Source organism: Nonomuraea sp. NPDC023979 (genome assembly GCF_040639085.1).
In the GTDB taxonomy this organism is placed as follows: Bacteria; Actinomycetota; Actinomycetes; order Streptosporangiales; family Streptosporangiaceae; genus Nonomuraea; species Nonomuraea ceibae.
The window spans coordinates 251,962-274,929 of sequence record NZ_JBEZZG010000009.1 but is presented as its reverse complement, the minus strand read 5'-3'; the positions used below and the strand labels follow the sequence as shown (position 1 = coordinate 274,929).

The following is a 22,968-nucleotide window of genomic DNA, read 5'->3' as shown; positions in this document are numbered from 1 at the left end:
CCTTCGCAAGCTACGGTGTTGCCCTCTTCTCGCAGGTCAGCTCGTCAAAGCCATCCTCGTTCTTCAACTCCGTGAAGCAGGATGAAAAGCGTTCAGTACGTCTCACGGGCAAGCTCGTTGTTCCAACTCCATTCCACCGTAAGCCGAGGCATGTTTTGAGTGGTATCGACGTTGATTATTCGTATTGCGCCGTGCAACTCATGTGACGCCCATTCCTCCATCAGGTGCTCCACCCCATTTGGCGCACCTGACCGGTGTGCTGAGCTTCAGCCATTCCGGCGCGTCCTATACCGGTGAGCTCGTACATGCGGCGGCGTGGGCCGCGAGCGTCGAGGGCGTCCTCTTCCCAGTAGGCGCGGACCCAGCCGATGCGCTCCAGGCGCCTGAGGATGGGGTAGACCGTTCCGGCGCCGAGGCTGGTCGTCCGGCAGATCTCCAGCCCGTAGGTGGCAGTGTCTTGGCGAGCTGCTGCCTGGAGTGCGCCCAGCACGCTGCGGACGGTGGTGGTCATGCGGATGGGTGAAGCCACCGCTCCCTCCGTATTATCGTCCTCGATCTATATCGAGTTAGAGCCTAATCGCAGCTCAGGAGGGCTGTGGGGTGCGATAGCGAGTCGGTATCACTGCTGGTAGACGCCCTCACGTTTGTTGTCGCGGTGGGTGGAGCGGGCGGCCAGGAGCGCCACGGCTTCCACGACGAGGAGGAGCTGCTGCTGGGTGGCGGTGAGGTCGAGCTGGGCCGGGAAGAAGTAGTTGCGGACGAGGGTGCCTACTGCCCAGACGGCGATCAGGGCGCAGGCGATCGGCCGGAATGCCTTCAGCTCGGCGATCTCGTCCGGGGGTATGCGGCGGGCCCAACGCTTCAATGGCGCTCCTTTCGCGGGGGTTTGAAAAGGCTGTTTGTGCTAGTTACGAAGAAAGTAGACCGTGCGTACTCTGATCGCCAGATTGGGTCATTTGCGCTCCGGGGCGTAAACGCGGGTGGCCCTTTCTGCTATCGGGGTTGGCTGCCGTTCGCCGTTCGGCGGGCTCAGGTGTTGAGGGCCAACGGCAGGTGGGGCGGCAATCACCCGCACATGATCACACGCACGGCGGCGCAGTTGTCGCCTGTCGGGCTCTTTCCCTCGGAGGTTTCATGCTCTCCCGCCTGCTCGACCCGCATGTGGGGGCCGAAGACGCGCCGCCGCGACCTGCACGACGGCCCCACGTACGGCTGGATTCACACCGACACCGGCATCACGCAGGTCCAGCTCTCCCTCTTCAGGGTCACCACTGGCCGGTCGCGCGGTGGGCGCCGCCCCGAGGTCTCGTGGGTCGTCGACTGGGAGGGCGACCTGTCCAATGAGCGGTTCGCGCCGATCAAGGGCACGGACCTGCCGGTGACGCCGGAGGCCGTCGCGAACGGCACCTGGGACATCCTGGCGTGTGTACTCCTGCGGCACGAGATGTCGCTGAATCCCGACCGGTACGGGCTGCCCGAGCGGGAGGTCGCATGAGCGCGATGCACATGCGCGAGCGGATCGCCGTCGCGTTCCACGCGGCGTATGAGGCCCGATATGCACAACAACCCTCATCTCACGGCCGACGTCGTTCTGCTCGCGGTGCGCCGCGAGGGCGTCCGGCCCGAGCCGCCTGTGTCTTGGGCGCTCGTGAGTGACACCGGCCAGGGCTGGCACCTGGAGCGCAAGGCCAAGGATCTGCTGGCCGGACAGGGCTACGCCCTGGACGACTACACGCTCTACGCGGTCGACCAGCAGGTCTACGAGCCGCGCGACGTCGAGCAGCTGCGCATCGGCCGCCGGAACGACGACATCGTGCACATGGCGTTCGGCGTCGAGGCGCACACGATCGATGCCGTCCGCGCGGCCGCTGGCCGGTGGCGTCAGGGGTAGGCGTCGGCCGGGCCTGACTTGGTGCGCGCCGGATCCCCGGCTCGGCTCGCCCTCCGCTACGACGTGAAGGCGGGCCGTTTTCGTGGGCGGGTGCCCACCGGCGGCACGTGCCGGGGCTGAGAGCGCCGCTCGTACAGCGCCGCGTCCCTTGCCGAGGCGAGATGGCTCACCCCGTTGGGAGGGAACCGGTAGCGCCGGGCGTCGTCCTGGGCAACGCTGAGTCCCATGCTGATCTCCCTGGAGCCTGGCGCCGATCGCCGCAACGTCGTCGGCGCGCTGCACAAGGTCATCGTGGCCGCCGAGAATCTGTCCTACCGCCAGGACAACGGGCGAGCGATGCGCCTCGCCTATCTCACGTGGGTCAACAACACGCGTGCCCAGCTTCGCCGGCAGATCAGCAGCACCGACCTCGACCGGCTGGTCACCACTCCTCGGTACCACACGGTGCTGGCCATGCAGATCCCCGAACCCATCGTGGAATCGCGGAACGCGGGCCCTGGCCGGACATGGGCCTCGATATCCGGTCCGGACACGGGGCCGATCAGGGAGATGATCATCCTGGAGGTCACCGAGCACATCCACAATCTGACGCAAGCTCGCGCGACCCTTGCGGAGTGGTCCAATCTGCTCGACATGCCCGAGCGGTCGGGCCCTCTCGTCATCGCGGACTCCAACGTCTACTGCCATCACCCGGAACGCTTGAAGGAATGGGATGTCGGCCTGGACGCCCAGGCGCTGCCCGGTCAGGATGTCCACTTGATCCTGCCGCTGGCGGTGCTGGACGAACTAGACCGGCAGAAGGACCGTGGCCAAGGAATGGCCAGCACGAACGCCCGGGAGACGATTAAGCACCTGGACACTCTCCTCCCCCAGGGGGTCATCCGTCAGCGAGGCAGCGCACCAGAGAACCCCAGCTTCCCCTGGGGGGCGATCACTATTGACCTGTGGCCTGACCCGCCGGGCCACGTCCGCCTGCCCCGCGCCGACGACGAGATCATCGCGCGGGCGGTCGCGTTTCAGGCACTCGCTGGCCGGAGCGTGAAGTTACTGACCGGTGACATCGGCATGTCGACGCGGGCTCGGATGGCCGGCCTTGAGGCGATTCGGCTGGAACTGTCCGACAAAACCCATAAGCCAAAGAAGCCGCCACGTGGCACCCTGCATCCGGCGGCCTTGCGGAACATAGATGCCGGGCAGGAACCAGCGTCCTGAGTCTTGTCAGCTCAAGATCGGGCAAAGGCCCGTCATCCTTGCCCCCTCCTCGCGGGTTCCCGTGCCTCGCCCTCAATACGCTCCGGGGCCATGACATCCAGCAGGATCCAGGAAGCCCGCAGGAGGCCGGTGCCGCCGGCGTCGGTGACACCGGCCTACCCGCCTGCGCCCGGCGCGGAGCCCGTCGAAGAACAGGTCGTGCTCAAGGGTGAGGACCTGGCGGCGTGGCGGCAGTACCTCGCGATGCATGACTCGCTGCACATCCTGCTCACGATGTGGGGTATGAGGGGCGACCCTGCTCAGGCGGCGGAAAAGGCGTGGAAGGAGATCTGGTTCCGCAGGGAGCCCCACGAACAGGATCTCATCGCCTTGAACCTCACGATCTTCTGCACCAGCATCATGCACCGCCTCGACGACCCCACGGCCGCCCTCCGCGACTTCGCGGAGGACTTGCTGCCGAGGGAACTGCGTCGTCCCAGGCCGCCGGTCGCCACGGTGGAGCCCATCACGAAGGCGAGCTGACCCCGGCTCCCTCGCTCCAGGCTGGTGGTACTCAGGGCCGACGCCTTGAGCACCACCAAGTCGCGCCTATCGGATGGTCTCCGACACCTCGGTGCAGCTCCAGCACGACCCGGCCGGCACCACCTGCCTGACCTCCTCCCCCTTCATGGGGCAGCCGGAGTACGGGAGAAAGACACCGCGGCCGGGGTTCGTGCTGCTTAGTGACGTTGGCGGGGCGGGGCAGGGTGTTCGGTGACGGCGGCGATTGCTTCGCTGCCCTGGTGTAGCGCATGGCGGTGCGGGGTTCTTGTGCCGAGTCTTACCCATGATGAGCTGCAGGGGTACTTCGGCCTCGCCGAGGTGAGTGGCGGCGCTGTGGCGCAGCTGGTGCAGGTCGAGCAGACGCATCTGGCGTGTGAGCAGGGCCGTAAGCCTCTAGCTCTGCTGGTGACGGCCGGTCACCGAGGAGACAGCCTGCAGGTCATCGCGGTGCTGAGCAAGATCCGGGTTGGCCGCCCGGGCGGTGGCCGGCCCCGGACCCGTCCGGATCTTGTACTGGCCGACAGGGCCTACCGCGACCGCGCACCGAGCAGACGCAGCAACTGCGTGACCGGCTGGCCACCGCCCACGCCGCCGCCGGACTGGTGCTGCCCGCACTGACCGGCCTCAGCAGCGACCTCGGCGACGGCGTACGCGGCGTCACCCTGCCCGACGCCGGCATCAACGTTGCCCGGGACCCGGACGGCGCCGTCGTACTTGCACTTCCAAGACCAGGAGATTCGGCTCGACGATCCCGAGCACACCCTTGCCGGCGGCCGGGCTCTGGCCGCCGCGATCCTGGCCGCCGCGATCCTGACCGTCTCCTTCGAGCGCCCCTGAGCGCCCCAGCTGGCAAGGGCACGGATTCGTGACGGTCGGGCGGCATCACGGGCGGAGAGCCGGGATCGTCGGAAAGCCGCAGCTATGATCGCGGCTTGGTGTCCTGCTGGTCAGCACTGGCAGGGCGCCCCTGCCCTTCAGAAGGCTGGTTGGCGGCGCGTTGCTTGATGAGTGTGGTGATGAGGTTGACGGCTGCGACGACCAGGGGGAGGTACTCGTGAAGGTGATGCATATGCGCTCCGTCGGTTCGAGGATGGGCCGAGGCGATGTCCGGCCCGGCTCATCCCATTGGCGGGCTGGTGAACGCGTCCGGCAGCTGTTTCGGACCGGACGGACGTTTCGGACGAGGTGGAGCGGGATGCTGCAGGTCGAACCTGTCTCACTGGTTCATCCGGAAGCCGCTTGCGTTGACGGGATCTCCGGGACTGGTGTTGGGAGATGAGATCTCAGCGGCCGAGTGTCGGGCATGGTCCGGCCGGCGTCTTACCGGATCCGGGCATTGTTGGCACCATTGAGGAACTGAAGAAGGCGCTCCACGCCTTGAAGGCTGCGGCCGGGCTGCGGGGACCGAAAGCCGTCGAAGATGCAGCTGGACGCCTGGACGGGTCGCTGCCCAAGACGACCGTGAGCGACATGCTCAGCAAAGGGCGGCCCAGCCGAGAGACGCTGGCAACGTTCCTGCGTGTCTGCGGCGTGCCCCGGGGGCAGCACGAGGCGTGGCAGGCTGCACGCAGCCGCGCCTTGGGCCACGGCAGCGAGCTGGGCCTGGGGCCGCTCATCGGTCTGCTGCTGCGCGTCGACGATGCCGATCCGCGGGATCTGGGCGTGCATGCCGCCATCGACGTGCTTGGGGCCGACGGCGACCTGCCCACCTACGTGGAGCGCGATACCGACCTCGCAGTAGGCGGGCTACGCGAGCGGATCCGGCAAGCCGTCACCACTTCCGTTCTAGTGGTCGTCGCAACACCCCAGCTCGGGGAGTGCGATGGACTTCGAGATCAGGGCAAGCCGGGAGCGGCAAGGCCCGAAGAAGCTGACCCGTGAGCGAGAGGCATACTTCCGGCTTATGGATCAAGGAGTCAGCAGCCGCGAAGCGTGCCGGATCGTCGGGATCAACATCAGGACCGGGAAGCGCTGGCGGAACGGCACGGCACCGAACAAGGCGAAGAAGAAGGGGGCACCGCCGGCCAGACGACCGACGGTGCCCCCTTCTGAAGCGTCCCGCTACCTGCGGGAGGACGAGCGGATCTACATCGCAGACAGGGTGCGGGAGAAGGCCTCGATCCGGGAGATCGCGCGCGAACTCGGCCGCGCGCCTTCGACCATCAGCCGGGAGATCCGCCGCAACCGGCACCCCACAGGCGGCCAGTACCGGCCGCACGCGGCCCAGGCCCGCGCCGACGCACGCCGGCCCCGTCCCAAGCCCAGCAGGATCGGGCAGAACCCGGAGTTACGGGCCTACATTCAAGAACACCTGCGCACAAGCGCTGGAGCCCGGAGCAGATCGTCCAGAGCCTGCGCCGGACCTTTCCTGAGCGGGCGGAGATGCACGTGTGTCACGAGACCATCTATCAGGCGCTACGTCCAGGGCCGCGGCGAGCTGCGGCGCGACCTGACCCGGGCGCTGCGCACCGGCCGCGCCATGCGCAAGCCCCGCCGCCAGGCCCAGCAGCGCCAGCCCCGCTACCGCGCGCCCATGGTGATGATCAGTGAACGGCCCGCCGAGGCCGACGACCGTGCCGTGCCCGGCCACTGGGAAGGGGATTTGATCATTGGCAAGAACCACGCGTCGGCCATCGGCACGTTGGTTGAGCGCACCACCCGCTACGTGATGCTGGTTCACCTGCCGCACGACCACAGCGCGGTTAGCATGCGCGATGCCCTGCTGGACACCATCGCGACGCTACCGGCCCAGCTGCGGCGTTCGCTCACCTGGGATCAGGGCAGCGAGATGGGGCGCCACCACGAGTTCTCCGTCGCCGCCGACATGCCGGTCTACTTCTGCGATCCGGCCAGCCCCTGGCAGCGTGGCTCCAACGAGAACACCAACGGCCTGCTGCGTCAGTACTTCCCCAAGGGCACCGACCTGTCGGTGCACACACGTGAGCAGCTCGACGCCGTGGCTGCCGAGTTGTACACCAGGCCACGGAAGACGCTCGACTGGGACACACCGGCTGAACGTCTCACGGAGCTCCTGGCAACCTGCGCGTGATCTAGTCGGCGACCATTGGTGCCGCCTTCGCTGCGACAATCTCGGCGACCTGTCTCGGAGTGAGTGCAGAGGAGTCGACAACCTGCGCTTGGCGGCGGAGCCAGGGCAGAGCCTCGTGATACTTCGGAACGTGATCCAGCCGCCATTTCGACCCTGGGCCCTTGGCGTCGGTTTCGATGCGGTGGGTCAGGGTGTCTTGATCGGTGTGCAGCAGGAAGTGATGGAGGGGAACGCCAGCCTTCTCCAAGCCGGTTCGGATCTCTGTCCAGTACTGCTCGATCAGGACTGTCTGAGGGATCACGAGTAATCCACCGAGGTAGTCCAGCAGGTGGGTAGCGGTCTGAACGACCAGGCCTCGCCACGGGGGCCAGTGCTGGAAGTCGCCGACGCGTGGCAGGGCTCGCACATGACGCAGCATGATGCCGACCTCCTCGGTGTCGAGGATCGTCGACTTCGGCAAGATCTGGACAAGTTCGGCAGCTGTAGTCGTCTTGCCTGCGCCGAAAGCTCCGTTCAGCCAGATGATCACGCGGGTCAGCCTATCGACAGGAAGCAAAGCAATACAGAACGATGCCTCGTGCATCTCCCCGTCCAGCGCTAAGCCGGGGTGATTGTCGGCTTCTCGACACCCACGTTGGCCGATCCTCTGGCTTCCGGCCACGGGTTTCCGCATACCGCCAACTTGGCGAAACACGGAAACCCAGTCGCCTCACTATGCTGGCCGTCGCCAGTAAGTGATCACCGTGTTGCGACGACCCCTCGAATGCGCCCCAGGGAGCGGGGGCGGCTGCTGCTGCTGGTCGGGGAATCCTCGACCGGCAAGACCCGTTGCGCCTTCGAGGCGATACGGACTCTGCTGCCGCACTGGTGGCTGCTGCAGCCGGACGACGTCGAGCAGATCCGCCGGGCCGCGGCCAGCCCGCCCGCCCAGCTGGTGGTCTGGCTGGATGAGTTGCAAAACCATCTGCTCGGTACCAGCGGGCTCACCCCCGATCTGGCCCGGAGGCTGACCAGATCCGGCGTGCTGCTGATCGCCACCATGCGCGAGGAGTACTACCGTCCCTACGCCCGCCTGCCCGGTCCAGGGGGTTCGCGGGGCGAGGCCGCCGAATGGGAGGTGGTCAGGAAACTCGCCACCCCTATCACCATCCGCGCCAAGCTGAGCGTCGCCGAGCAGGGACGGGTTCGGGCCGCTGCCGAACACGACGGATATCTGCGGGCAGGCTTGCAGATCGCCCCTGACGACCCGTTCCAGGCGGTCGCCGGCGTGCCGCTGCTGATCCGTCACGCCGATGGCGCCGATCCGTATGCCAGAGCGGTGTTGGAGGCTGGGGTCGATGCCGCCCGGCTGGGCGTGCTCTCCCCGCTGAGTGCCGAGCTCCTGCAGCAGGCCGCACGAGGCTACGGTGATGAACGGCAGTAGGGCCAGGCGCCCCCCGAGTGGTTCAAGTCGGCGATGGACTACCTGAGGCAGCCGCTCGTGCGGACCGCCGCGGTGCTGGACGCGGTCGCCTCACCGCACACCGTGGGGGTCCACGGTTTCCGGGTAGCCGGCTACCTGCTGCAGAAGATCGGCCGGGAGCGCCGGTTCACCAAGGTGCCCGCCACGACGTGGCGGGCGGTGATCGACCACGTGAGCAACCCGCAGGAGCTGGTGCGCGCCGCCGACACAGCGATGTTCCTGCTGTTGTACGAGTGCGCCGAGAAGCTGTTGCGCCGAGCTCTCGCCCTCGACGCTCATGCCGCTGACGGCCGGGCGTCGGAAATGCTGGGCGAGTTGCTGGTCCAGCAGAACCGGATCAAGGACCTGCGCGCCCTGGCCGAAGCCGGCGACCTTGGCGCCGCCGACAGGCTGGTAGGGCTGCTGGTCGCCGACGGCCGGGCCGACGAGGCCATGGCAGTGTGCCTGCGCGCCGACAGCGGTCAGCTCTCTCATCCGTGGCTGGTCGCCGACCTGCTGCTCGAGCAGGGCAGGGTCGAGGACGCACTGTCCTTCTGGCGCAGCCTCCACGACAACGGAGACACCACGGCCGCCGACTCGCTGGCCGCCCTGCTGGCTGACCAGGGCAGACTCGACGACCTGCGCGCCCTGGCCGATGACGGCAATGACCTGGCTGCCGACCGGCTGATCGAGCTGCTGGCCGGGCAAGGCCGGACCGAGGCCCTGCGTGCCCTGGCCAACGAAGGCTTCCCCCACGCAGCTGACGGGTTGACCGATCTGCTCCTGCAGCGCGGCACGCCGGAGGAGGCCATCGCTGCCTTGCGCGCCATTTCCCCGCCAGGCCGCCACCCCATCGTCGCCACCAGGCTGGCCGATCTGCTGCTGGAGAAGGGTCAGGTGGACGAGGCCATCGCCGCTCTGCGAGCCCTGGCCCACACGGGCGTTCGCTCTGTCATCCGCCGGCTTCTTGAGCTTCTGGCGGAGCGCGCCCTGCTCGCAGAGCTGCGGGCGCTGGCCAACGACGGCAGCCGAGTCACCACAGGTGAACTGGTCACGTTACTGGTTCAGCACGGCCGCCTCGACGATCTTCGCGCGCTGGCCGCGGAAGGGCATCCCTATGCCGCTCACCAGCTGGCTGAGGCGTTGGCCACGCAGGGGCGGGAAGAGGAGGCCATCGCGCTGTTGACCCCGGTTGCCACCGCCGATCGTCGTGAGACCGTCTCGTTGCTGGCTTAGCTGCTGGCCGGCCAGAGCCGTCTCGACGACCTGCGTGCACTGGCCGAAGCCGATCCCGACACTGCCGGCTACCGGCTGGCCGAGGTGCTGGACGAGCAAGGCCGGATCGACGAGTTGCGCGATCTGGCGCTGAAGGGCCACCATTTTGCGGCCAGGCGGCTGACCGAACGGTTGGGCCGGCAGGGTCGCGTCGACGAGCTTCGCGAGCTCGCCGACGCGGGCCACCACCTGGCCGCCGAACGGCTTGCTGAACTGCTGGTCGAGCAGGGGCGCCTTGAGGAGCTGCGCGAACTGGCCTTCGCGGGCTACGACGCCGCCGTCGAGCCGCTGGCTGAGCTGGGCCTGACCGAGGATTTGTACCGGCTTGTCGCTGAGGGGCGCGACCGCGCTGTCCGGCCCCTGGCCGGGCTGCTGGCCGGGCTGCTGGCCGGGCAAGGCCGAGTGGAGGAGCTACGAATCCTGGCCGAGGCAGGCCACTACGAGGCCGCACATCAGCTGGCCAACCTGCTTGCCGAGCAAGGCCAGATCGCAGAGCTGCGTGCCTTGGTCGGCGTCGGCGCTCCCTACGCGGCCAGGAATCTGCTCAACCTGCTCACACGGCAAGGCAAGGACGACGAGGCGGACATGATCGACCGTTTCGGACTACCACTCCACGACGATGCCTAGGAATGCTTAACACAATGAAGTGAGGTGCCGCCAGCAGATGAGCGCGCAGGCCAGTTTGAGGAAGGCCTCGTGGATGTCAGCGCGGCCCTCCCGGCGGATGCGCAGGCGTCGGAAGGCGTGCAGCTTTGATGCGATATGCGGCGGGTCCGGAGTACGGCAGAAACGGGCCGCGCGGTTGCTGGCGGAGATGCAGAATCTGCCAGGCGTGCTGGCCCCACGCTCGAGTGTTGATCAGACGTGATCTTCGTTGACCCACAACAAGGAAGCTTGTTGCGGGTCAGGCTCAACGCGGATCACTTCATCATCGGCGCCAGGACAGCCACGACAGCGGCCGCCATCACGGTCAACGCCGTGACCTCGACCAACAGGGCGGCGAACAGGATCCGGGCTCGGCGTCGGTTCACCTGGCGCAGGCCGGTGAGCACGAGGGCGAGGATCTCATGCTCGGTACGGGCGGTCTCTAGATCGTCGCCGCCTTCGTCCGCGGTCCTGAGGTCGTCGACATCAACGACTGGCAACCGCGCGGGCAGATTCACGACAAGACCGGTCACGGCAGCCAGGATCAGCCCGGCCAGCGCCACCACCAGCAGCACGACGACTGTCGCGCCCAGCACGTACGTCTGTGTACGGGTCGCCAGCGCGACGAACCCGAGGGTGATGGTAACCAGGGTGCCCGAGGTCGAGATGACTGCGATGCCGCGCTGTTCGAAGGAGTTCTTCTTGGCGCGTTCGTCGGCCAGTTGATCGATGAGGAGAGCGTGGTAGGCGACGGGGCTCATCCGCGGTCCCTGCGTACGGCCGGACTGCGGTGGGGCGGGGGCATGAACGCTGTCACTGGCCACCGTGTTTCCCGCCACGGCAGCAGAACGGACGGCGATTCCTCCAATCCGAACGTGTCGGCAGCGGATCGAACAGCGCCGGGCATGTCGAGATCGCACGCCGCAGAATGCAGAGAGGAGAGAGCGTCGTCGTAGGCGGCTTGGCTCCGAGCGGCACACTCGGCGAGGCCGGCGAGGTCGTCATCCGGCTCCTGCGGCAGCTGCGCGCTGTGCGTCCCCAGAGTGGCCACCACACGCGGCAGCTCCCGTCGCAGCGACCGGAGCTGCCCACGGGACAGGCGGCCGATCCGGCCATGCAATGCCGCCAACAGCGCTTCCGCACGTTTGGTGTCACGGTGATCCAGCGCCCGGTCATCGGTAATGCGGGCGGCGAACCACCGGCACAGCGTCGCGATGTCCGCCTCTACGTCCCCGGCGAGGTCGGTCAGCTTCTTGCCCACCCACGCACGTCGTTCAGCCCGGTCTTTGCATTCCGCGACCGCACGGCGCCAAGTACTCGCCCGATGGGCGGCTGCGTCATACTCCGACTCCGCCCGGAGCTTCTCGCGGTTGCTGGCGTTCACCTCGGCCGTGGCGCGGTTGAGCCTCGCGAGCTGTGGCTCGAGCGCGGACTTCATGCGCTTCAGCACTTCGTACAGGGTGATCTTGGAGCTCAGTCCTATCGCGATCACCTGCTGCTGTTTCGTGCACACGATCAGGGCGCACGGCAGGGCGTCCTCTGCGAGGCCGAAATACTCCTGCAGTTCGGTGGCGATGGTGGTGACCGCGGCCGCGTGCTCGCCGATGGACCTGGGCAGCCCTGGAGCGTACGCAGCTGCGAGACTCCAGGGACGGACACCCGGGAGTTCGCATTCGGGGCCGAAGAGCTTCAGGCCCCGGACCACGACACCGTGGTCCACGGCAAGGCTCCACTCGGGATCCGGGGTGATCACCGCGAGATGACGCCCGGTCACGCTGTGGATGCTCGGCCAGTCGTTGAGGTGCTGCTGGTGCAACGACCCGTCACCTTCAGCCCTGGACACCACGACCACCAGCGCCGCGTAGCCGCCCTGGTCGGGAGACAGCGCCCCATTGTTGAGCAATATGCGAACAGGAATCTCTGTCACCCAGCCCATGGCGTCACTCACCCACCGTCAGCTTGTCGATGGCGGCCTGGCGATCGGCGTCGGTGGGCAGGCTGTAGCGGCGGGCGGTCTCCAGCGAGTGGCCGTGAACCTCAGCGATCACCACCCCGATCCTGATGCCAGTGCGGTCGGCGATCCTGTTGAGCACCGCCGTAGCCGAGCGGGCGCTCAGGCGGCGGCTGCGGGCGTTGAGGAACAGGGCCTTGGTGTGCTCGGCGCCGGGCATGCCGCAGGTCTCGACGATGACGGGTTGAGGCGCGATGGTCGCCTGACGCATTTGGCTACCAATTCGGATTACCTTGACGCGGGCCGGTTGCCCTGATTGCCGCCACCTGACGGGAAGTGTCGTCCACTGGCCATCACGGGCTCGGTTTCCCTCGCACCGGAACCCCATCTGTTCGAGCAGTTCGCGGTCCTGCTTCGATTCCGGAGCAGGAAGCCGAACCCGTCGAGCTGCATCGGTCGCGTCAGATCCGGTCATGGCTACCTCTTCGTGAGCTGGCCGATGGCTGAGGAGTTGGCGTAACAGCTACATCCTGCCATTGCGGTGCGTATCCAGGCGATGGCGAGCTGCGGAAGCTGGAGGGGGCGCCGAGCCGGCCCTCGTCAACGGCCAGGAACGCCCCGCAAGGACTAACCCGGCGACCACACGAGGGCGAGGGTCACTTACGCCGCCGACAGTTCAGGCCGGTGACCAGGGCCGAGACGAAAATTGTCGGAGCGAGCACCTACTCTGCGTCATGCCCGTGGGGTGTGCTGCTGCGCTGAGCAGCAGACCCCACGGTCTCTCTGGCCGGGAGAGGCGCGGCAGCGCCCGCCGCGCTGTCCTGCTCGAGGATCGTTCCGCCACCCCCTCCGGCTGAAGAGGGCGCCCAAGGAGCCCCCGCCGTGCTCGCTCGATCATGCTCCTGGTGGCCCTGACATGACAGGGCCGTGAGCGGGAACAGGCGATCGAGCGGACTTGTCATCTATGCCGGTGATGGCGCTGTCCGTTTCCCCGAGCGGGTTACCGGCCTCTGTCGATGAGGTGGCCGAACAGGTAGCGGCGGCCGCCAGGCCACCGGAGGAGGACGCGGCCGGCGAGGTCGGCCAACCTCCGGCTGCGCAGCCGCTTGGTCAGGTAGCAGTTCCAGAATCCGGTGACGGTCTGTCGGGCGTGCTCGAGAGCGGGTAGCGGGTCGGGATAGGGGTCTTCGGGGACGTGCCGGCCGTCCACGGGGCATGCGAGGATCCCGGCTGCGCGTAGCGCGCACAGGCGGTGCTGGCCATTGGTGATCGCGTTGTGGCCGTCGTCCCAGTTGATGGGGTCAAATGCGAAGCTGCCGAGCCAGCGCTTGTCTTGCGCGGTAAGCCGGTCGGCCTCGGCTGGAGTGAGGGCACTTGACCAATCGCGCTCAGGGCCGGCCACGGCGCGGCGGGCGATCTCGCCGATGAGCGGCCAGTTGGCTTGATGGTAGGGGCAGGCGGCGAAGTCGTCGGCACTCAGCTGAGTGAAGAGTTCGGCGTGCGCGGCCTGGGATGCTCTGTCGCTGTGCTTATCACTCGGGTATCCGCGGGTCAGGCGTTGAGCTGCGGGCGCGTGGGCGCATTTGAACAAGCCATGAGGCCAGGGCAGGCTCGACAACGGCACCAGCCGTACCCCGTTGACGCCGTGCAGCAGACGGCGGCGTTCGGCCGGATCGGTGCAGCGCTGCGGGTAGAGGGCCGCTTCATCATCGGGCAGATCCACGTCCTGGCGCAGCCGCTCGCGCAATAGATGGGCGGCCTGCTCCTCGGCGGGGGTGAAGGGCCGGCAGGCGGGCACCTTGGGATCGAAGGTAGGGCCGTCGCCGTCGGGATCGAAGCTGCCCTCGAAGGCGGCCCGCTCGGGGTTGACGTAGGCCAGCACTCGGACTGGGGAGTCGGCGCCCAGCAGCAGGATGTCCAGGGCGCTGCGCAGCCTGACCAGCAGGAGCCGCTGGCCGCGCCAGGCGGGATAGGCGGTCAGCTGGCCGGCATGCTCGGGGTCGAGGACTTCGATCCATTGCACGCGCGCGAAGCCTTCATCGGGGCTGCGTTCGGCGGCCGGGTAGCGGGCCGCGATGGCCTCCAGATAGTCGCCGGGGCGCAGCGCACAGGCGGGCATGGTGACCGTGGTGGCCATACGCGATGGGCGGCCGTCCCGGCGAACGGGCGGTTCCGCAGCGGGGGCAGCCGGCAGCTGCCGGGAGGCGGTGACCACATGCGCTCGCGTGAAGAACGGGGAGGGCAGAGACCGCCACCATGGGGCCCTCCGCTCGTGGCCTTCCCGGTCGGCTTCGATCTGGGTCAGTACCTGGTGGTCGCCGCAGTGCAGCAGGAGCGGGCCGGGCACGCCGTGACAGAAGACGGCCACCGGCCCCTGCCCGTCGAGACCCCGGGTCTTGACCAACCCGTCGCCAGGAAGGACCTCGAGGTGTTCAGCCCGGGCGTAGAACGCCGACCTCTCAACCTGGAACGGACTGTGCTGATCGAAGATGACCCGGAGATAGTCGCCGGGCAGCAGGGCGTGGGCGTCCACGCGGTGGCGAGGGGTTCGAGCTGACATCCAAGCGCTCCGGCTGGTCGGCTGGGCGTTCCGGGAGAAGGGGCCCGGCCCGCGGCGGGGGATGCGGCAGGCCCGTGCCTCGGACGGGATGCCACTCTCGGACAGTAACTGGTGGCGGTCATGGCCGCCCGGCGGATACGCAAGACGATCAAGGGTGGAGAGGGGCGCACGAGCCGGCCGGGCGTTGGTAAGGATCGCGGCCGCGTTCATGCAGGGGTGCCTGGCCTTGGGAGCTGTCAGCGCATAGCGAGGGCTTGGAGGTTGCTTCTGGCCAGGCGATCTATCTCGCCAGGCCATTCATCTGCTGCACCGTGCACCCGGGGTGACCTCCATGTCTACCGCCACTCCACGACCGCCCAGGCGACGGATACCCGAAGCAGCGACCTGCCGCTCATGTCGAGAACCCGAAGACACCACACGTGATGCCGTCGCCGTCACGCCCATCTGACGTTGACTCTCCGAGTTCTGTCGGACCTTGCTGACACCATGCTACTGAGCTGTCACATTACGTGTCGGAAGGAAACGATGAGCAAAGGATCGCGGGTTCGCCGTCGGCGAGCGGACACCATCTCGCTGGTCTTCTGCGACCTGGACTTCGATCGGGCCAGCCGGCCCTTCGGCAGGGGAACCAACCCGATACCACCCAGCGGCTGGGCCATGGCACGAGCCGGCTTGGTGTACGCGGAGTGGGACGGGCGCCGCTGCCAGATCACGGGCAACGAGCTGATCGAAGGGCGTCATCCGGCCAGCCTCCTGGTCGCGGTGCTTCGTGAGCATCCGCAGCGGCTGATCGTGGGGCATGGCCTCCTGCGCAGCGACCTGACCGCCGTCGCGATGGTCACTGACGTGCCGGATGCGGTCATCCGGCGTTCGGTCGACACGCTGGAGTTGGCCCACCGCCTCCGGGGTGGCCGACGCTCCACCGGCTGCAACCTGTCCGACGTGGCATGGGAAACGCTCGGTCTCCGCCGGCGCAAGCCGACGGTGCCAGACCGGCTCGCGGGAGGCGGAGCGGTAACCCGCGGGGATCACGACCCCCGCGAGGACGCCGCCTTGGTTGCACGCCTGTGGGGGGAGATGGTCACGGCTCGGACGTTGTCCTGGGGCACCGGAGCGCCAAGCGGACGCCCGGGCACCGCGACGCTCGCAGTCGAGCATCTTGCCGAGTTGACGGGACGCCAACCGCAGCCGGAGACCGAACACTATCGGCGCTGCCTCAGCGCCGACCCACCAGGCCGTCTCCTGGACGAGAGCAAGAGCAGAGTCCTGCGGACGATCGCTGCGGACCTTCCCAACCCCATCATCATTCGCGATGTGGCCGAGCGATTGCAGGCCGCCGGGCTGGTTCCCACTGGCCCACTCTCAGACGAAGAACTCCTGACCGCGTGCCAATGGATGGGCTATAGACAGAATCTCGATGTCCGGGACCGGATCGCGCGGGGGCGGCCACTGACCAAAGCATTGCGCTACCGGCTTGGCCAGGCTCTGTGGGAGATGACACACCCCAGCTTCGTCAGCACCATCCATCAGGCCCGCCACCGTTCCCAGATGTCAGCACTGGCTTTCATCGAGCTTCAGCAGCTTCTGCAGGAGCAAAACCGCATCCGTGCCATGGTTGCCGATGCTGTCGATCCAGCCTGATCGCGCCGCGAGTTGTCCAGGCCGCTTCGGCGGCATCGCCCCGTACAGCAGCACGCCGCCCTACCCGCGGCGTGCTCGGCGACCGCGACGGCCTTGATCCGCGTCAAGACCACGGCGCCACCGGGCTGATCCTGCCCGCACGGACCTACCACTGCAGCGACTTCGGCGAGGGAGTATGCGGCATCACCCTGTCCGACGCCAGAGATCACTAGCTGCGGGTACGCACCGAGCAGGAGGATTCTGCGAGCCCGTGAAGAACGATCGGCGACACCGATGCGTCCAGCCGGTAGCCCTCGCCCGCCGGGTCCTAATCCGCTCGGGCGAGCGGCTATGCCGTCTCGGAGCTCGCGGACTGGTCCGGCCCGCGCAGCTTGGACAGGTCAACGATCTCCTGGAGTTGGTCGAGCTGGTAGTAGCCGGGGAAGCCGACCGCCTGCCCGTGCCGGGTGACCCGGTACCAGACCTCTCCCTCTTGGGCAGTCGGCTCGATGATGCGGGCGAACAGCCAATGCGCGGCGCCGCGCATCAACTGGACGGGCTCCACCCTGAGTCCGTCCGGGCCGACCAGGTAGTCCGGCATAGCGGACAGGCTACGCCGCGTCCGGAGGCTCGTCACGAGGTGATCGTGCGGCCTTGCCCAAAGCTGACTCGGCTTTCAACGCTCTGACCTGAGCGCCGCCCCGTCATCCAGCTCTGCGGGCCGTCCATCCAGGGCGGCCCGCTGGCGTCACACCGCATCCTGGAGTGCTACGGCAGCGGGGGGATCTCGATCGGCTCGTTCGGGCACTCGGCAGCGAGCGAGGTGAGCGTGTCCTTCTCGACGTTGTCCACGGTCAGTTCCCATCGGAGTTTGATCGCGGTCCATTCGCCGATGTACCGGCAGCGGACGGGCTCGATCGGGAGCCATGTGCTGGGGTCCTGGTCGGCTTTTTGCCGGTTCGAGCGGGCGGTGACGGCCACCAGGTGGTTCGGGTCGGACAGGTCGTTGGCGTACGTCTGGCGCTGCGCCGGGCTCCAGGCGTGGGCGCCCGAATCCCAGGCCTCTGCCAGCGGGACTACATGATCAACGTCCAATTCGGACGCTTGTTCGACTGTGATGTCATCATAGTAGGAGTGCCACTGGCCGCCCACCAGGGCGCACCGAGAGCCGACCTCGGGCGGCGTGACGGCCTCCTCGATCAGCACCTCGTAGCGGGTGTTGCAGCCGTCGCGGTCGGCGTCGATCCAGTGCCGGAAGCTGGAGCGCTCGTACCCGTCTCGGCTTTCGGTGCCGGTGGGCAGGCTGGCCACGGCGTCGCGGAGGAGCATGGTCTGGGCGGCGGCCTGGGCGGTGCCGCTCGTCAGGGGTGTGGCGAGGAGGGCGATGGCCAGGATGGCGGGGATGGTGTGGCGTGGCACGGGGCCTCCAGCGGCGGTTACCTAGCGTGGCATCAACCTGCGCTAAGTAACCACAGCGGATGGCGGCATGGTCACTACCGCCCCGGTGACACTCCCCTGACATGCGGCAACACCCTGCCACGCGGCGCTGTCTCCACGTAGAAGGCCCGCCACAGCGTCGCGGCGGGCCTTCGTCAAGCACCGAGGGCTCACGACGGCGGTTCCTCAGACGGCGGGGAAGCCTCTTCCCTGTTTTGCCAGGGCCGTTTCACGGGTGGCGGGGAAGCTTCTTCAGTGTTTCGGTAGGTAGGAAGGGCAGCAGCCAAGACGATCAGAACGAACATGCAGATCAGGATGGGGAAGAAGGTCCAAGCGTTGAACCAGCGGAATCCCAGCGCCAGAACGGCCAGTACCTCCCCGATCGTGAACGTCCAGAAGACCGTAATGGACGTCAGACCCCACCGCAGCCAGGCAATTTCGGCCGGATGATTCGGCTGCGCGATATACCCATATGCCCCACTACCGGCCTCCCGTCTGTGCTCTTCTTCCAGGTGTCTTCGCAGTTCAGAGACCGCACGTCCCGTTGTTCGCATCAGGTACCCGACCTCTACCACCAGAGCGATCAGTAGTGTCGGCATCACCTGCGCCGCTGTGGCGTAGAACGCATCCGTTCCCATAGCAGGTATTCGAGATGACGCCGTGAGATGTTCCAGGCTGGCACCCCCTCACACGGACGGCGTCGTGTGGGAGGCGGAATCCGTCAGCCAGCAGTTCCACGCCGGGGCGATGTCAGATCCGGTTCAGGTCGTCGATAGCGCGCCGGAGCTTCGCCGGGCGGGCCTTCGCCACCGCCTCGCTCACGTCGAGGAGTTCCGCGATCCGCTCCCACGACCGGCCGTTCGCCCGCGCTCGCTCGATCAACGCCAGCTCGTCCACCAGAAGCTGCTCGCGAACGCCACGCACCACGAGCAGCGCGTCATCGACGTCCGCGGGCGTCGGCGTCGCCATGTAGTCCTCGTGGTCCGGCTTCCGGAGCCCGCCCGCCACGGCTGTCACGGCCTCGATCGAGAGCATCGCGTACCCCTCGAACCGTTTAGCCATGCTCTTGGTCGCCGCGTCGCCGAACTTCGGTGCTAGCCGCGCGCAGGCCGCCTGGGCCTCTCGGTGGCGGGACAGCCATGACATGGGCGCACTCCTACTCAAGCTGGGCGGATCACCATCCTCGCACCCGCCGGCGTGGTTCAGGTGGGGAATCGGTCCTTCAACGCCCGTTCCCGGTCCGCCCACGTCGCGTTGTAGTTCGCCTGGTGCTGGCTGATCTCGTACTGGCCCTCGGCCGCCACCGCGCACGGCGTGCAGCAGTACCGCACTCCCTCCGGGACCGCCCGCTCGCAGTCCGGTTTCCGGCACTCCACGAACCATCGGTGGTCGCCGTCGAGCTGGACGCCGTTCTGGAGCCACAGCCGCCAGAGCGGCAGGACCGGGCCGGGCGGCACGTCCACCAGCCACGGCCCGTCGTCCTCGATCATGCGCCTGCCTCCTCGCCGACCAGCTCCATCGCCTCGGCCTCGGGCCGTTCGCCAGCACGCCGCGCGATCATAGGCGACTTAGCGGCACAATAGGGTATGGAGCAGTACCCTCCGCCGCCATCAAGCGGGGCCAGCGCACGTGGCGTCTCCGTGCGTGTCCAGCATTGGGTGGCCATCGCGGGCATCATCGGCGGTCTCATGTCCATTCCCGCGCTCATCATCTCCATAAACGCGCTCAAGCTTAGTGAAGAGCAGCGGGCCGATGCCGCCGCACAACGCGCAGAAGATCAGAGAGAAAAAGCGCAAACCAAGGCTGCCGAGGAAGCTCGGACGGCGTTCAGCCGTAACCTCCACTTGTGGAGGAAATAGGGAGGGGAATCGGGACGGCGGCAATACGGCGTCATTCGAAACTCCAACAACCGCATCGTGACGGTCTCGATAGCTACCTACCCCTCCGTCAAGCCCGGCGAAAAGCCACTTCGTGGCGCGGCCGGCGGCTTCAGTGTCGCTCCCTGTAGCCAGGTCAGATTCAATGCGCCCCACGTACCGGAGGGCGTGTCGGTGGATCTCTACGTTTTTGATTCACTCACTAGGGATTCGGTGAACTTCACGAACTGGAGTCAAGGGCCAACCTTCGGCCCAGACCGGCTGGGCCTCAAGTACGACACTCGTAACGTCATTCCCTGTGTGTGAGCGCCAGGCTTATCCTGCTTCCTCCCCGACCAGGTCCATCGCCTCGGCCTCGCTCACGTGATGATCGCACTCGGCGCACACGTAGATGCCCGCCCGCGGCTGCCACTTCAGCTCCCGCCTGCCGCAGCCCGGGCAGCGCGCCGGCGTCGAGCCGGGCTCGTCGTCCACCAGGCGCCGTAGCCGAGACTCCCAGGCGAGAGCCCACTCCACCGGCCCGAGCTCCACCGGCCGGTCCGCGTCGCCCACCGCCGACCTGACCATCAGCCCGTCGAGCGCCAGCACCTGGTCGAGCTTGTCCACCAGCCACGTCACCGTCCGGGACCGCATCACACCCGACCGGCCGCCCGGCACCAGATCCGCCAGCGCCAGCCGCTCGGCCACGTCGTGGCGCACAGCGAGCAGTTCCCCCGTCAGCGTGTGCACCGCCTCCGCCTCCCGGAGGGCTGCCGTTCGGGCGCGTCCCCTTCACTCGCGACCAGCGGGACTGCGCTCGAACTACGCCCGGCCGTGCCGCCAGACTCCCCGCCAGTTCGTCGCTCACGAGCAGCGCCCGCCAGCACGTCTCCCGGCAGCGTCCGCAGTGCAGCGGCTCCCCCGGCCGCCACACCACCTCGGGCACGACGGGTTCGACAGGCGGCTCCCCCTCACCGCCGCCAGCCAGCCACGCATCCACCGCGTCCGCGTGCGCATCCCGAGCCGCCAGGAACACGGCCCACTCCGCACGCGCCGCACGGTTGCACGGCCCGACTCACCACCGATCCGACCTTCCCGGCACCTCCCGGCACACCGCCACGAACGCGGACGCCCTACACACGCCGCCCAGCGTCACCGCCCCCATGCGGAGCAGGCCGACTCTCCACCCCGGAGCCCGGTAGCGATCTAGACTCCCGATCGTGGGGGACATCAGCTACTTACAGGCATGGCAGATGTGGTGGGATGGCCAATCCACGCTCGGAAACGACATGCTCGGCCTGCCCATGATCTGGTGGGGCCGAATCGGGAAGATCGCACAGTTCACCGGCGGCTGCACCGTCCTGCTGGAGATCCTCGGGCCCGATCGCATCCGCGCGCTTGGCCGAAAGACCCGCAAGGCGAGCCCGCGCCGGACTTTCTATGCCTATGCCATCCTGGCGGCGCTCACGTCCCTCGCCCTGACGCTTATCCTCACAGCCGTCTATGGCCGTGAGGCACCCGAGTGGCTTGAGATCATGATCTACATTCCCCTCTATGCATTCTTCCCCCTGGCCGTCTTTGCGCTCCAGTGGATTCCCAACAAGATCGCCGATTTCCTGGAACGCACCGGACGAGTTCTGAACTGGATACGACTGCTCGCCTTCACCCTCATCGCCGCCGGGTTCCACCTCGACCTGCTCGCCTCCTGAACAGCCCACCGAGCACCCCGGCCGGCCGCCGCCTGCGAGCACAACGCCGACACCCTACGACCCACCGGGCAAGATCGGAGACATTCGGGGGGAACACGACCGAGGTACCTCGCTGGGTGACCTGGGCAGGAGGCCGGAGGATCTTGGACGTGCGGACGCCCCGTGCCTGCGGCAACGCCCGGTGACCGGACATATCCCGCCATGTTCGAGCCGAAATCCTCGGACGGCCACGTACCGCGACCACGCGACTGTCCCTTACTTGGTCTGCCACCTGCCAGGCCTGGACGACGGCGGCGCGGCTACCTGAGCGCGACGCGGGCGCTGGATCGTGCACGCTGTGCTGGCCACCAGGCCCAAACCGCCTGCGGATGTGCTCGACACTCATTCGGGTGTTTCGCGGCTCCCGATCACACGTCGAACGTCAACTGCTCGGCCTCGACGTCGGGCTGCTCGCTGCCGAGCGGGACACCCGCGATTCCGCGTAGCACCGCGGCGGTCGTGGCGCCCCCGCCCGGCAGGCAGGCCACGAGCACGGGCAGCAGCACCGCCACGGCCACGGCATCCCACAGCGCCCGGTGAGGCCTCCCTCCGGGGACGAGTGCCCGCACGCGCTCCTCCAGCCCGTACTGGGCCAGCGCCCCGGCCAGGTTCCAGCGGCGGATACCGGGCCGCAGGTGCCGCACCAGGCGGGCGGTGTCGAGCAGCCCGGCCGGCGCGAGTTCGGGCAGCCGCCGGTGTAGCAGCCGCCAGTCGACGCCGATGTTGTGGCCGACCAGGACCCGCCCGTCCAGCCGGGCCGCGATCTGCCCACGCACGTCCGCCAGGGCGGGGGCGGCGGCCAGCGCGTCCCCGGCCAGGCCGGGCGAGATCCACGGCCGCGGGCTGATCCACCGGCCGGGATTAAGCACGGTGTCCCACGCCGCCCCCATGTCGGGGCCGCCGCCCTCCAGCGGGACCGCCGCGATCTCCAGGATCTGCTCGCCGTCACGGTCCTGGCTGCCGGTCCCTTCCAAGTCGACGGCGACGAGCGGCACGGCCGTCCACTGCTGATCGGTCATCGGAATCTCCCGGGTGGTGAGTCGTGTTCATGGCGGGCAGCCTCGGCCAGCCGGGCGCATGCCGCTGTCGAGCTGTGCCTGCTGGGCAGGGGGCAGCTTGCAGCTTGCCAGCGCCCGCTCGAGTGCGCCAAGCGGAGCGGCAAAGGCGGCTGGGCGCCGGGGGATGCGTCCGCAAGGGGTTGATCGTTCGCTCGGCGATCGCCAACGCGGCCGTTCGCTCTGGTCTAGGCCGTGCTCGCCAAGCTGGAGGGATCATGTGATCGCCTAGAGCCAGATGCTGTGCACAGAATCGTCAGCTCTGCTCCTGTCGTGCCCCGCTGTGGCACCGCAGCACTTCACGTTCACGGCGCTTCTCGAGCATCCCGCCCGCCTCCTCCCTTTTATGATCGTGACTGCAGCTCGGTCAGGGCGCAGGCCGCGCCGTGACGGCAGTCCGAGGCTGCCGCCGACCTGGGCGCCGGCGCCTATCCCGCAACACATGAAGTCCTTCATGAAAGGGCAGGATCCGTCTCGTCCGGATGATCGTTCGTGCGCCGGTCGCCTCGCGTTGTGCGGCGGGCGGCCAGCGCGGTGGCCAGGTTGAGGACGGCCACGGCCAGAGAGACGAGGGCTGGAATCAGGTCGTTCACGGCTTCTCTCCTGCGGTTGATCGCTCCGGCGCGGTGTGCTGCCGGCGGACCCTGAGTACAGCTCCCGGCGCGGGGGTCCGGTGGTGCAGGCG

Annotated in this window: 30 protein-coding genes and 2 pseudogenes; 15 read left to right on the top strand and 17 right to left on the bottom strand. The window is 67.8% G+C overall.

Features of this window, described 5'->3' with window-relative positions:
• Positions 1-206 (top strand): hypothetical protein (locus tag AB0G11_RS19375; RefSeq protein WP_357587180.1); only part of this gene is annotated, 206 nt, incomplete at its 5' end.
• A gap of 14 nt (positions 207-220) precedes the next feature.
• Here AB0G11_RS19375 and AB0G11_RS19370 read toward each other — a convergent pair.
• Both AB0G11_RS19370 and AB0G11_RS19365 read right to left on the bottom strand, forming a co-directional pair.
• Positions 221-511 carry a helix-turn-helix transcriptional regulator gene (locus AB0G11_RS19370; RefSeq protein ID WP_357587178.1) on the bottom strand — a complete coding sequence of 97 codons (291 nt, stop codon included), beginning with the start codon at positions 509-511 and terminating at the stop codon, positions 221-223.
• 108 nt (positions 512-619) lie between these two features.
• Positions 620-865, bottom strand: coding sequence for a hypothetical protein (locus tag AB0G11_RS19365; protein WP_357587177.1), 246 nt, complete (start codon positions 863-865; stop codon positions 620-622).
• A gap of 294 nt (positions 866-1,159) precedes the next feature.
• Between AB0G11_RS19365 and AB0G11_RS19360 the strand changes: the two genes are divergently transcribed.
• Both AB0G11_RS19360 and AB0G11_RS19355 read left to right on the top strand, forming a co-directional pair.
• Complete coding sequence (locus AB0G11_RS19360) at positions 1,160-1,495, top strand: hypothetical protein (RefSeq protein WP_357587175.1); 336 nt, start codon at positions 1,160-1,162, stop codon at positions 1,493-1,495.
• A gap of 60 nt (positions 1,496-1,555) precedes the next feature.
• Complete coding sequence (locus AB0G11_RS19355) at positions 1,556-1,891, top strand: hypothetical protein (RefSeq protein ID WP_357587173.1); 336 nt, start codon at positions 1,556-1,558, stop codon at positions 1,889-1,891.
• A gap of 56 nt (positions 1,892-1,947) precedes the next feature.
• Here the strand turns inward: AB0G11_RS19355 and AB0G11_RS19350 are convergent, their stop codons facing one another.
• Positions 1,948-2,118 carry a hypothetical protein gene (locus tag AB0G11_RS19350; RefSeq protein WP_357587171.1) on the bottom strand — a complete coding sequence of 57 codons (171 nt, stop codon included), beginning with the start codon at positions 2,116-2,118 and terminating at the stop codon, positions 1,948-1,950.
• Here AB0G11_RS19350 and AB0G11_RS19345 point away from each other — a divergent pair.
• From AB0G11_RS19345 to AB0G11_RS19320, 6 genes and pseudogenes are all read left to right on the top strand, one after another.
• Positions 2,117-3,103, top strand: a complete 987-nt coding sequence (locus AB0G11_RS19345) for a PIN domain-containing protein (protein ID WP_357587169.1) — start codon at positions 2,117-2,119, stop codon at positions 3,101-3,103. The two genes, AB0G11_RS19350 and AB0G11_RS19345, sit on opposite strands and share 2 nt — an antisense overlap.
• 90 nt (positions 3,104-3,193) lie before the next feature.
• On the top strand, positions 3,194-3,625 hold the full coding sequence (locus AB0G11_RS19340; RefSeq protein WP_357587167.1) for a hypothetical protein: 432 nt from the start codon (positions 3,194-3,196) through the stop codon (positions 3,623-3,625).
• Between the two features lie 384 nt (positions 3,626-4,009).
• Positions 4,010-4,177, top strand: a pseudogene (locus tag AB0G11_RS19335) (IS5/IS1182 family transposase); the annotation flags it as partial.
• Positions 4,178-4,360: 183 nt separating this feature from the next.
• Positions 4,361-4,483 carry a hypothetical protein gene (locus tag AB0G11_RS19330; RefSeq protein ID WP_357587165.1) on the top strand — a complete coding sequence of 41 codons (123 nt, stop codon included), beginning with the start codon at positions 4,361-4,363 and terminating at the stop codon, positions 4,481-4,483.
• A gap of 438 nt (positions 4,484-4,921) precedes the next feature.
• Entirely contained in the window at positions 4,922-5,527 is a 606-nt protein-coding gene (locus AB0G11_RS19325) for a hypothetical protein (protein ID WP_357587163.1), read from the top strand.
• Positions 5,469-6,695 carry an IS30 family transposase gene (locus AB0G11_RS19320; protein WP_357587161.1) on the top strand — a complete coding sequence of 409 codons (1,227 nt, stop codon included), beginning with the start codon at positions 5,469-5,471 and terminating at the stop codon, positions 6,693-6,695. The genes AB0G11_RS19325 and AB0G11_RS19320 overlap by 59 nt, the downstream gene beginning before the upstream one ends.
• Position 6,696: 1 nt before the next feature.
• On the opposite strand, the gene AB0G11_RS19315 is transcribed toward AB0G11_RS19320, so the two are convergent.
• Positions 6,697-7,224 (bottom strand): AAA family ATPase, encoded by a 528-nt coding sequence (locus AB0G11_RS19315; protein ID WP_357587159.1) that lies wholly within the window; start codon positions 7,222-7,224, stop codon positions 6,697-6,699.
• Between the two features lie 234 nt (positions 7,225-7,458).
• On the opposite strand from AB0G11_RS19315, the gene AB0G11_RS19310 reads away from it, so the two are divergent.
• The 3 genes from AB0G11_RS19310 to AB0G11_RS19300 all read left to right on the top strand — a co-directional run bounded on the left by AB0G11_RS19310 (position 7,459) and on the right by AB0G11_RS19300 (position 10,038).
• On the top strand, positions 7,459-8,118 hold the full coding sequence (locus AB0G11_RS19310) for a hypothetical protein (protein WP_357587157.1): 660 nt from the start codon (positions 7,459-7,461) through the stop codon (positions 8,116-8,118).
• 33 nt (positions 8,119-8,151) lie between these two features.
• On the top strand, positions 8,152-9,372 hold the full coding sequence (locus AB0G11_RS19305; protein ID WP_357587155.1) for a tetratricopeptide repeat protein: 1,221 nt from the start codon (positions 8,152-8,154) through the stop codon (positions 9,370-9,372).
• Between the two features lie 84 nt (positions 9,373-9,456).
• Positions 9,457-10,038 carry a hypothetical protein gene (locus tag AB0G11_RS19300; protein WP_357587153.1) on the top strand — a complete coding sequence of 194 codons (582 nt, stop codon included), beginning with the start codon at positions 9,457-9,459 and terminating at the stop codon, positions 10,036-10,038.
• A gap of 6 nt (positions 10,039-10,044) precedes the next feature.
• On the opposite strand, the pseudogene AB0G11_RS19295 reads toward AB0G11_RS19300, so the two are convergent.
• From AB0G11_RS19295 to AB0G11_RS19275, 5 genes and pseudogenes are all read right to left on the bottom strand, one after another.
• Positions 10,045-10,167: pseudogene (locus AB0G11_RS19295) on the bottom strand (IS5/IS1182 family transposase); the annotation flags it as partial.
• A gap of 164 nt (positions 10,168-10,331) precedes the next feature.
• Positions 10,332-10,817, bottom strand: coding sequence for a hypothetical protein (locus AB0G11_RS19290; protein ID WP_357587151.1), 486 nt, complete (start codon positions 10,815-10,817; stop codon positions 10,332-10,334).
• A complete protein-coding gene (locus AB0G11_RS19285) occupies positions 10,814-12,004 on the bottom strand; it encodes a hypothetical protein (RefSeq protein WP_357587149.1) in 1,191 nt (396 codons plus the stop codon). Before AB0G11_RS19285 ends, AB0G11_RS19290 begins: the two co-directional genes overlap by 4 nt.
• A complete protein-coding gene (locus AB0G11_RS19280; RefSeq protein WP_357587147.1) occupies positions 11,997-12,278 on the bottom strand; it encodes a hypothetical protein in 282 nt (93 codons plus the stop codon). The genes AB0G11_RS19285 and AB0G11_RS19280 overlap by 8 nt, the downstream gene beginning before the upstream one ends.
• Positions 12,279-13,007: 729 nt before the next feature.
• Complete coding sequence (locus tag AB0G11_RS19275; protein ID WP_357587145.1) at positions 13,008-14,540, bottom strand: hypothetical protein; 1,533 nt, start codon at positions 14,538-14,540, stop codon at positions 13,008-13,010.
• Between the two features lie 552 nt (positions 14,541-15,092).
• Here AB0G11_RS19275 and AB0G11_RS19270 point away from each other — a divergent pair.
• Complete coding sequence (locus AB0G11_RS19270) at positions 15,093-16,208, top strand: hypothetical protein (protein ID WP_357587143.1); 1,116 nt, start codon at positions 15,093-15,095, stop codon at positions 16,206-16,208.
• Positions 16,209-16,536: 328 nt separating this feature from the next.
• On the opposite strand, the gene AB0G11_RS19265 is transcribed toward AB0G11_RS19270, so the two are convergent.
• The 5 genes from AB0G11_RS19265 to AB0G11_RS19245 all read right to left on the bottom strand — a co-directional run bounded on the left by AB0G11_RS19265 (position 16,537) and on the right by AB0G11_RS19245 (position 19,114).
• Positions 16,537-16,788 (bottom strand): hypothetical protein, encoded by a 252-nt coding sequence (locus tag AB0G11_RS19265; protein ID WP_357587141.1) that lies wholly within the window; start codon positions 16,786-16,788, stop codon positions 16,537-16,539.
• A 167-nt stretch (positions 16,789-16,955) separates the two neighbouring features.
• Positions 16,956-17,606, bottom strand: a complete 651-nt coding sequence (locus AB0G11_RS19260; protein WP_357587139.1) for an HNH endonuclease family protein — start codon at positions 17,604-17,606, stop codon at positions 16,956-16,958.
• A 188-nt stretch (positions 17,607-17,794) separates the two neighbouring features.
• Positions 17,795-18,262 carry a hypothetical protein gene (locus AB0G11_RS19255; RefSeq protein WP_357587137.1) on the bottom strand — a complete coding sequence of 156 codons (468 nt, stop codon included), beginning with the start codon at positions 18,260-18,262 and terminating at the stop codon, positions 17,795-17,797.
• 112 nt (positions 18,263-18,374) lie between these two features.
• Entirely contained in the window at positions 18,375-18,770 is a 396-nt protein-coding gene (locus AB0G11_RS19250) for a hypothetical protein (protein ID WP_357587135.1), read from the bottom strand.
• 56 nt (positions 18,771-18,826) lie between these two features.
• A complete protein-coding gene (locus tag AB0G11_RS19245) occupies positions 18,827-19,114 on the bottom strand; it encodes a hypothetical protein (RefSeq protein ID WP_357587133.1) in 288 nt (95 codons plus the stop codon).
• 150 nt (positions 19,115-19,264) lie between these two features.
• Here AB0G11_RS19245 and AB0G11_RS19240 point away from each other — a divergent pair, with 150 nt between their 5' ends.
• Positions 19,265-19,483, top strand: a complete 219-nt coding sequence (locus AB0G11_RS19240) for a hypothetical protein (RefSeq protein ID WP_357587131.1) — start codon at positions 19,265-19,267, stop codon at positions 19,481-19,483.
• A gap of 333 nt (positions 19,484-19,816) precedes the next feature.
• Here the strand turns inward: AB0G11_RS19240 and AB0G11_RS19235 are convergent, their stop codons facing one another.
• Positions 19,817-20,230, bottom strand: a complete 414-nt coding sequence (locus AB0G11_RS19235) for a hypothetical protein (RefSeq protein ID WP_357587129.1) — start codon at positions 20,228-20,230, stop codon at positions 19,817-19,819.
• A gap of 470 nt (positions 20,231-20,700) precedes the next feature.
• Here AB0G11_RS19235 and AB0G11_RS19230 point away from each other — a divergent pair, with 470 nt between their 5' ends.
• Positions 20,701-21,189, top strand: coding sequence for a hypothetical protein (locus AB0G11_RS19230; RefSeq protein ID WP_357587127.1), 489 nt, complete (start codon positions 20,701-20,703; stop codon positions 21,187-21,189).
• A 407-nt stretch (positions 21,190-21,596) separates the two neighbouring features.
• Here AB0G11_RS19230 and AB0G11_RS19225 read toward each other — a convergent pair whose 3' ends face one another.
• Positions 21,597-22,247 carry a 3'-5' exonuclease gene (locus AB0G11_RS19225; RefSeq protein ID WP_357587125.1) on the bottom strand — a complete coding sequence of 217 codons (651 nt, stop codon included), beginning with the start codon at positions 22,245-22,247 and terminating at the stop codon, positions 21,597-21,599.
• A 488-nt stretch (positions 22,248-22,735) separates the two neighbouring features.
• Positions 22,736-22,876 (bottom strand): hypothetical protein, encoded by a 141-nt coding sequence (locus AB0G11_RS19220; protein WP_357587123.1) that lies wholly within the window; start codon positions 22,874-22,876, stop codon positions 22,736-22,738.
• Positions 22,877-22,968 lie beyond the last annotated feature (92 nt).